General features: G+C 65.2%; 9 protein-coding genes and 1 pseudogene. 8 read left to right on the top strand and 2 right to left on the bottom strand.

What is annotated here, in order from left to right:
- Positions 1–101, bottom strand: a 101-nt coding sequence (locus ACRDPS_RS19020; protein WP_431503228.1) for a hypothetical protein, incomplete at its 3' end; no start/stop codon positions are given.
- A 201-nt stretch (positions 102–302) separates the two neighbouring features.
- Between ACRDPS_RS19020 and ACRDPS_RS19015 the strand changes: the two genes are divergently transcribed.
- The 7 genes from ACRDPS_RS19015 (at position 303) to ACRDPS_RS18985 (ending at position 4,849) form a co-directional block, all read left to right on the top strand.
- A complete protein-coding gene (locus ACRDPS_RS19015; RefSeq protein WP_141782429.1) occupies positions 303–590 on the top strand; it encodes a WXG100 family type VII secretion target in 288 nt (95 codons plus the stop codon).
- A 156-nt stretch (positions 591–746) separates the two neighbouring features.
- On the top strand, positions 747–1,016 hold the full coding sequence (locus tag ACRDPS_RS19010) for a flagellar protein FlgN (RefSeq protein ID WP_431503227.1): 270 nt from the start codon (positions 747–749) through the stop codon (positions 1,014–1,016).
- Positions 1,016–2,248, top strand: a complete 1,233-nt coding sequence (locus ACRDPS_RS19005; protein ID WP_431503226.1) for a hypothetical protein — start codon at positions 1,016–1,018, stop codon at positions 2,246–2,248. Before ACRDPS_RS19010 ends, ACRDPS_RS19005 begins: the two co-directional genes overlap by 1 nt.
- The gene (locus ACRDPS_RS19000; protein WP_431503225.1) at positions 2,248–2,874 is read left to right on the top strand and encodes a hypothetical protein; all 627 of its coding nucleotides are present in this window, start codon (positions 2,248–2,250) and stop codon (positions 2,872–2,874) included. Before ACRDPS_RS19005 ends, ACRDPS_RS19000 begins: the two co-directional genes overlap by 1 nt.
- Positions 2,867–3,421: a hypothetical protein gene (locus ACRDPS_RS18995; protein ID WP_431503224.1), complete on the top strand. Its 555-nt coding sequence runs from the start codon at positions 2,867–2,869 to the stop codon at positions 3,419–3,421. Before ACRDPS_RS19000 ends, ACRDPS_RS18995 begins: the two co-directional genes overlap by 8 nt.
- Positions 3,418–4,284 carry a hypothetical protein gene (locus ACRDPS_RS18990; protein WP_431503223.1) on the top strand — a complete coding sequence of 289 codons (867 nt, stop codon included), beginning with the start codon at positions 3,418–3,420 and terminating at the stop codon, positions 4,282–4,284. Before ACRDPS_RS18995 ends, ACRDPS_RS18990 begins: the two co-directional genes overlap by 4 nt.
- Positions 4,285–4,315: 31 nt before the next feature.
- Positions 4,316–4,849 (top strand): hypothetical protein, encoded by a 534-nt coding sequence (locus ACRDPS_RS18985; protein ID WP_431503222.1) that lies wholly within the window; start codon positions 4,316–4,318, stop codon positions 4,847–4,849.
- Between the two features lie 178 nt (positions 4,850–5,027).
- Here the strand turns inward: ACRDPS_RS18985 and ACRDPS_RS18980 are convergent, their stop codons facing one another.
- Positions 5,028–5,879: a hypothetical protein gene (locus tag ACRDPS_RS18980; RefSeq protein ID WP_431503221.1), complete on the bottom strand. Its 852-nt coding sequence runs from the start codon at positions 5,877–5,879 to the stop codon at positions 5,028–5,030.
- On the opposite strand from ACRDPS_RS18980, the pseudogene ACRDPS_RS18975 reads away from it, so the two are divergent.
- A pseudogene (locus ACRDPS_RS18975) lies at positions 5,878–6,205 on the top strand (alpha/beta fold hydrolase); the annotation flags it as partial. The gene ACRDPS_RS18980 and the pseudogene ACRDPS_RS18975 overlap by 2 nt on opposite strands.

Raw genomic sequence — 6,205 nt, 5'->3', positions numbered from 1 at the left:
GCGAGGGCGAGCCGATACAGCCCGGGGAACAGCTTGCGCGCGGCGAGGTCACCGGTCGCGCCGAAGAGGACGAGTACGTGTGGAGCTGGCTTGGAGGACACCTGCTCAGTCTCAGCCAATCTCGGTCATCGTGCCAGGGACGCGCCCGACCCGGTGGTCGAGCTTGTCGAGACCTTCCCGGAAGCGCAAGCGACATTTTACTTTCGAAGATGTTTAGAACCCGAGGCAGTGGGTAGAAGCACTCTGACGGACGGCGCCTCAGCGGGTGTCGTGCAATGAAATCGCGAGAAAGGCGAAGACCGATGAGTGACTTCGGGGCAACCTACGACGAGATGACCGGCGCGGCCGACAAGCTCGACCAGGGCAAGGACACGATCGAGTCCGCTCTTGATGAGTGCCAGGGCTACGTTGACGAGCTCGTCCAGGACGGGTTCAAGACCGAGAAGGCTTCGGGCAAGTTCCAGGACGGCTACACGGAGATGACCACGGGTCTCAAGGACGCCATCGGCGGCGTCGAGGACATGGCCCAGTCCCTGCGGGACATGGCGACCGCTATCCAGGACCTGGACAGCCAGCTCGCGGGCGGCTGAGCTATTTTCTCTGACTGGTGGGGGCCGACAACGGTCCCCGCCAGTCGTCTCTGACCGTCGGGAGGCTGCCTCAGCAGCCCCGCGCGGTCGTGTAAATGTGCAAGGAACGACCTGGAGGCGTGTCACGTGGCAGACGTACTGATTCCATTCGAACGAATGGAGGAGCTGAGCACCGCGCTCGGTCAGATCATCACCGAGTTCAAGGACGCCGGTTCGCGCACCGGCGAGCTGGAGGGCGACATCGGCACGCCGCTGCCCGGTTGGACCGCCTTGAAGGATCGTGCCAGCGACTTCGAGTCCGAGTGGGACGACAAGCGTGACACGTTGCGCGAGAAGCTCGAAGAGATGAAGAAGCGGGTCGACGAGAACAAGGCGGCCTGGAAAGACCTGGACACCGAGCTCGCCACCATGCAGGAGGGTTCCTGATGACCGAGAACGAACCCAAGTACCGCCAGCCGTCCATGCCGGACACCCACGGCGGACGCGAGCTGTTGAAGGTCGAGGGAGACGCGGGCGGGATCGGCATCCGAGCCACCTCGATCATCGACCTCGGCGAGAAGATGTCCACCGCTGCCGACACGCTGCAGCTCTTCGCCGACGGTGATCTTGGTAAGGGCGACTCCCTGGAGAAGATCCGCGAACAGGCCAAGGAGGTCTACGGGGACCTGCGCACCGCGGGCAAGCGCTACTCTCCCAGCGGCGAGGCACTGAAGCTGTACGGGCAAGCACTGGAGACCGTCCAGGACGAGACCGACAGCCTCGTCACCAACGCCAACACTGCCTGGGAGTCGGTCAACACCACCTCGTACGCGCTGCTCGAGGTCGAGCAGTCGCAGGAACAGCACGACCAGGAGGCCGAGAACAAGCCCGCCGGCGAGGGTGACGGTGAGGCGGCGGCCCAGCGGCCGGACTCCTCCGCAGAGCAGGCAGCCTTCGACTCGGCAGTGGGGGACTGGGAGAGCTACTGGGGCAGCTACGACGCCCCCGTCTCGACCTGGGAGGACGCGTACGAAACCGCCCGCGACGACCTCGAGGAGGTCAACGAGAACGGCGTCGAGGACGGTTTCTGGGACAACGCGATGCCCTTCGTCGAGGGGGCGCTGAAGGTCCTTCAGGTGATCGGGTTCATCGCGTTGATCATCGCGATCTGCTTCACCGGTCCGTTCGCTGCTCTCGCCGCCGTCATTGGCGTCATCGCAGGTGTCTTGACACTGGCCCTCGAAGCGTCGAAGTTCCTGGCTGACCGAGGCTCGGGGCGCGGCATGGCACTGGCGATCCTTGGCGTGGTGCCGTTCGGCAAGTTCGCCAGCCTCGGAAAGCTCGCAGACGGACTGTCGTCGTTGAAGTTCTCCAGACTCACAGGATCGGCCAGAGCGTGGGGTCAAGGCTTGGACTCGGCGGCCATCAGGAGGTTCGGGATCGACGGCGCCGACTGGATGACTCGCCACGGATTGAACACGAGGAACATGCTCCGGGGCTTCACCCTGGTCCGCGAAGGAGGCCGAAACAGTCGCAGCGAGATTGCGCATGCGCTGTGCGGGTTCAACCCCGGAAGTGTCCCAGGGTCGCTCGCCGAGGCGTTGACCGGAACTGCGCAAGGTGTCGGAACCTCGATCTCTAACATCGTGGGCATGGGCGACTTGGTTGGGGGAAGCTGATGGGACTCGCTGGCAGCCTTCGTGCCGAGCTTTTCGGTGCCACGACGAAGACACCTCCGTTCGGGTTGCTCCTGCCTCAGGGATGGGCGAAGCAACAGGCCGACCTGAGCACCCTGCGCGACCAGGTCCACGCAGTGATGGATCGATCACCTGGGGTCGACGCGTTCCGGATGAGGGCCAGCGTCGACGCGATGCTGGCCCAGACGGACGCGGATCCTCAGGCACGCGAGCGGATGATCGCCTGGGTCTCGCAGGTGGACGTTCCCGTCGACGACTTCGTCCCGATGAGCATGGCGTTGGCGTGGCTCGACGCACCTGCTGGGTCGGCGATGACGTCGATGGCCAGGCAGCTGATCACCGATCGCGGCGCGGCACCGCTCGACGATCGCGGCACCATCCTTCGATGGGTCGACCGTGTCGACCAATCGGTCGACGGGGGTACGGTGCACACGGTGCAGCCGACGTACCTCATTCGCGTCCCACACGCACCGGACACCGCGCTCATCATCCGCACGACCATCCTCGATGGTGGCAACGGCGAGCACTCCAGCGACCAAGACATCGCATCGATGACGCTGCTCAGCGATGGGATCGTGGCCACGTTCCGCTGGAGGAACGATGCCTGACTTCACCATCGCACCTGACCCGTCACTCTGGCACGAAGTGCCCGGAGCGGACGGCGAAGAACAGTTCGTCGCGGATCGGACAGCGGGGCTTCAGGGCGAGGCGAAGGCATTCGCGACGACCATGGCCGAGATGGCCATCGCTACGCGCGATGCGTCCGATGACCTGACCTTGTTGCTGCAGGAGCCAGAATCGTCGCTGTACGCAGTGGCGGGCTTCGCGCTCTACACCGACCGAGAGCCTCCGACCTCCGAGAAGGAGGCGCTGGAACTTGTCACGGAGGGCAGCGTCGGCCCGTGGGAGCCGACCGTCGTCCCGGTCGAGCTCGGTTCCGTGCATGGGTTCCGAGTCTCGGAGTTCCTACCAGCTGCGGAGGATGCTGGGTCCAGCAGCGATCTCACGCACCTGCAGTTCATCCAGACGACGTACGTCGTCTCTGCGGGCGGTCGACTCGGGGCAGTTGCTCTCACTCCGGCGTCTTCACCGGCGGCCGGGGTAGTGCTCGCGTTGGTGGAGCCAGTCATTTCGACCTGGGAAGTATCGGTATGAACAACACGAACGACGACGTGCAGGGCAAGATCGCGAAAGCCGTCGAGACGACACCCGCGAGCGATCTGAACGCGACTCGCCTCGACGAGATCGTGCTCAAGGCGACAGGTAACGACGAGTTGACCGACGATCTCTTTCGCGCCGCGGAGAAGTCCGAGCTCGCAGCGTCGCACAAGGCCTACCAGAGAGATGAAGGATCCTGGGGCGGTGTAGGCATGCTCACGGTGATTGTCGCTGCTGCTGCCGCCGGTGGCATCTTCGGGAGGTATGGCCAGTCGCCAGGACTGACGTGGATGCCGCCGGTCCTGTCGCCCGTGGTGGCTGCCCTCATAGCGATCATCGCGCTGGCGTCGGTGCGCAAGCCGATGGGGCGTAACGCTGCCGGCTCGTGTGTGATCGCGCTCGTGCTCATCGTGGCCGCGGGAGTCGTCACGCTGATCGCCCCGGGTCTGAAGCCCTGGGAGCAGGTGTCGGTCATCGCTTCGATGGCGGTCGGCCTCGTGGGCGTGGCTTGGATCCACATCGTCCGCGCGCGCAACCCCGAGGCCGCCCGCGAACGCGACCTCGGACTCTTCCTCGCCCGGCGCGAGGCCCGCGCAGCGCTTGCTGCGGAACGTGAGCCATCGATCCGTGCTCTGGACGGGCGGCTCCGGAGCGCAGGGGCAGACACTGCCTCCCTCGAGTCGCTCTGGGCGTACGCCGCAGAGTGCGCTGCCAAGCGCGGCGTGAAGGGGCTCGAGCGCGCGAAGGGTCCCGTAGGTGCGTCGAAGCTCACCGCCATCTTGGACATCCCTCGTAATCACCACGACATCTCTGGCGAGAAGACCGAAGCGGCTTGGGAGGCCAAGGGTCAGAGGTCTTGACCCTGCTCGCGGCCGCAGGGCAGGTCTTCGTATGAGCGACATGGGCGAGCTGCGGATGGCAGTGGCGCAGGCCGTTGCGCAGACCCCGGAGATCGACCTCACCGCGTCGCGCATCGACGAGATCGTTCTTCAGGAAGTCAGCACAGACGAGAGGGTCAACGACCTGTTCCGCGAGGCGGAGAAGACTCGCTTCGCCGTCGAGGGCGGCACCCGAGCCGCTCTGAACGCGGGAACATCGCTCAACTGCTTCGGACTCCTGGCCGTAGTGGCCGGCGCCGGTGCATGGGTCGGCGTCTTCGGTCGGTATGAGGCACCAGGCTGGACATGGATGGCACCGGCGCTCGTGCCGGTCGTAGCGACTCCAGCGGCAATCGTGGCCGTCTTTTCGCTAGGGCGCCCAACAACGCCGATGGCTTCAGTAGCGATCACGATCGGCTTCGTCATCGTCAGCGTCGCTGGGGGTGTCACGTTGTACGTATCCGATGTGAAGCCGTGGGAACAGTGCTCGATCCTGGCGTCGATCGGCGTCGGCGGTGCAGCCGTCGTATGGCTCCACCTGATGTGAGAGGGCCGAAGCGGCCTGGCAGACCAAGGTCCAGACACCTTGACCCGAAGGGCGGGCTCGTCACCGAGATCGTCGGAATGTTCGAGGCCGAACTCTCGGATGGGATCCGATTCGGCCTGCCAGTCCAGGCCCCGCTGCGCTGCTGCGCGGCTGCAGCCGAGTTGAAGGGATCCGCGGTCTAGGTCGTAGGGGACTTGCCGGGCCGTCGGTCGGGGTGGCGGATCAGATCGTCGACGTACTCCGCGAGCGGAACTGGACCGCTGGCCATGAGGCCCAGAGGAACCTCGATCTCGGTCTCGTGCCCGGCAATGAGCAGCTGAACCTTCGGCTCAGGGGTGATCTCGACCCTGTCCAGCGTGTCCCAAGGTGCTGACCATGCTCGGCGGTAGCCGTGGTAGGTGACCATGTCGGGCGTGAGCACCAAGCGGTTCAGCCTGTATTTGCCCAGCATCGCCATCACGAGCACCGGGAGACATGCCAGTGCGACGAGGAGCGAGACTACGAACATCGTCATCGAGCCGTCCTCGACGCCGTCGCGGACTAATGCCACCCCGAGTGCGACCGGGTAGAAAACGACACCGACCAGCGCTATCAGCAGCGCGAGCGCGAAGAAGCGGGAACCCCGCAATACGACCGCGCCTGGGGTCTCTTCGATCACGAGGACGTCGGACCGGCGGCGTGCCATGCTCAGCACCAGCGCAGCGGTAGGAACTAGCAGGACAGCAGCCATCAGCACGGCAGCGATCCGCGCCGGGGTCGAGCCGGAGAGCCAGAGGACCCAGAGGCCGAGTCCGAGACCTACGATCACCAGCACAATGAGTACATAAACGCGAAGGACTGACTTCGACAGGACAGGTGGCGCGACGAACCGTCCGTCCGTGTGTCCTCGCGCCGCGTCCGGCTCAGAATGCGACCGCATCGCCCACTGCCTCCAGACCGTCATCGATCTTCTCGCGGGTCTGATCTGACCCCAGTTCTCGTAAGCGTATTCGGCGGCAAGACCAACACTGATCAGCACCGGACCGAGCATGGAGGCGCTGCGTCCGGAGCCGACGCTGGTCAAGCTGCTCACCGGATCCGCGCGCGGTGCGCTGATCTGGCCGTTGCGGACCGACGCGCTGCTCCGGAAGGGAATCTCCGCCACCGCCGCGCGGCCGGTGACGATCAGTGACGAAATGATCGACGACCTGAAGCGGACATCGTTCAAGACGTTCCGGGCGATCATGCGGGCGAACCGCGACTACATCGTCGAAGAGAGCATCCCGCAGCGGCTGCTCCGACTCGGGCGGAAACCACTCGTGATCTTCGGTGACGCGGACCCGCGGTGGGACCCCGCGTCGGCGCACGCGTACGACG

Source organism: Nocardioides sp. (genome assembly GCF_050699375.1).
Taxonomy (GTDB): domain Bacteria; phylum Actinomycetota; class Actinomycetes; order Propionibacteriales; family Nocardioidaceae; genus Nocardioides.
This window is presented reverse-complemented; position numbering and strand designations above follow the sequence as displayed.

Coding starts and splice junctions, on each gene's coding strand:
- ACRDPS_RS19000 (WP_431503225.1), top strand. CDS start 2,248: ATGGGACTCGCTGGCAGCCTTCGTGCCGAGCTTTTCGGTGCCACGACG.
- ACRDPS_RS18995 (WP_431503224.1), top strand. CDS start 2,867: ATGCCTGACTTCACCATCGCACCTGACCCGTCACTCTGGCACGAAGTG.
- ACRDPS_RS19005 (WP_431503226.1), top strand. CDS start 1,016: ATGACCGAGAACGAACCCAAGTACCGCCAGCCGTCCATGCCGGACACC.
- ACRDPS_RS19015 (WP_141782429.1), top strand. CDS start 303: ATGAGTGACTTCGGGGCAACCTACGACGAGATGACCGGCGCGGCCGAC.
- ACRDPS_RS18990 (WP_431503223.1), top strand. CDS start 3,418: ATGAACAACACGAACGACGACGTGCAGGGCAAGATCGCGAAAGCCGTC.
- ACRDPS_RS18980 (WP_431503221.1), bottom strand. CDS start 5,879: ATGCTCGGTCCGGTGCTGATCAGTGTTGGTCTTGCCGCCGAATACGCT.
- ACRDPS_RS19010 (WP_431503227.1), top strand. CDS start 747: ATGGAGGAGCTGAGCACCGCGCTCGGTCAGATCATCACCGAGTTCAAG.
- ACRDPS_RS18985 (WP_431503222.1), top strand. CDS start 4,316: ATGAGCGACATGGGCGAGCTGCGGATGGCAGTGGCGCAGGCCGTTGCG.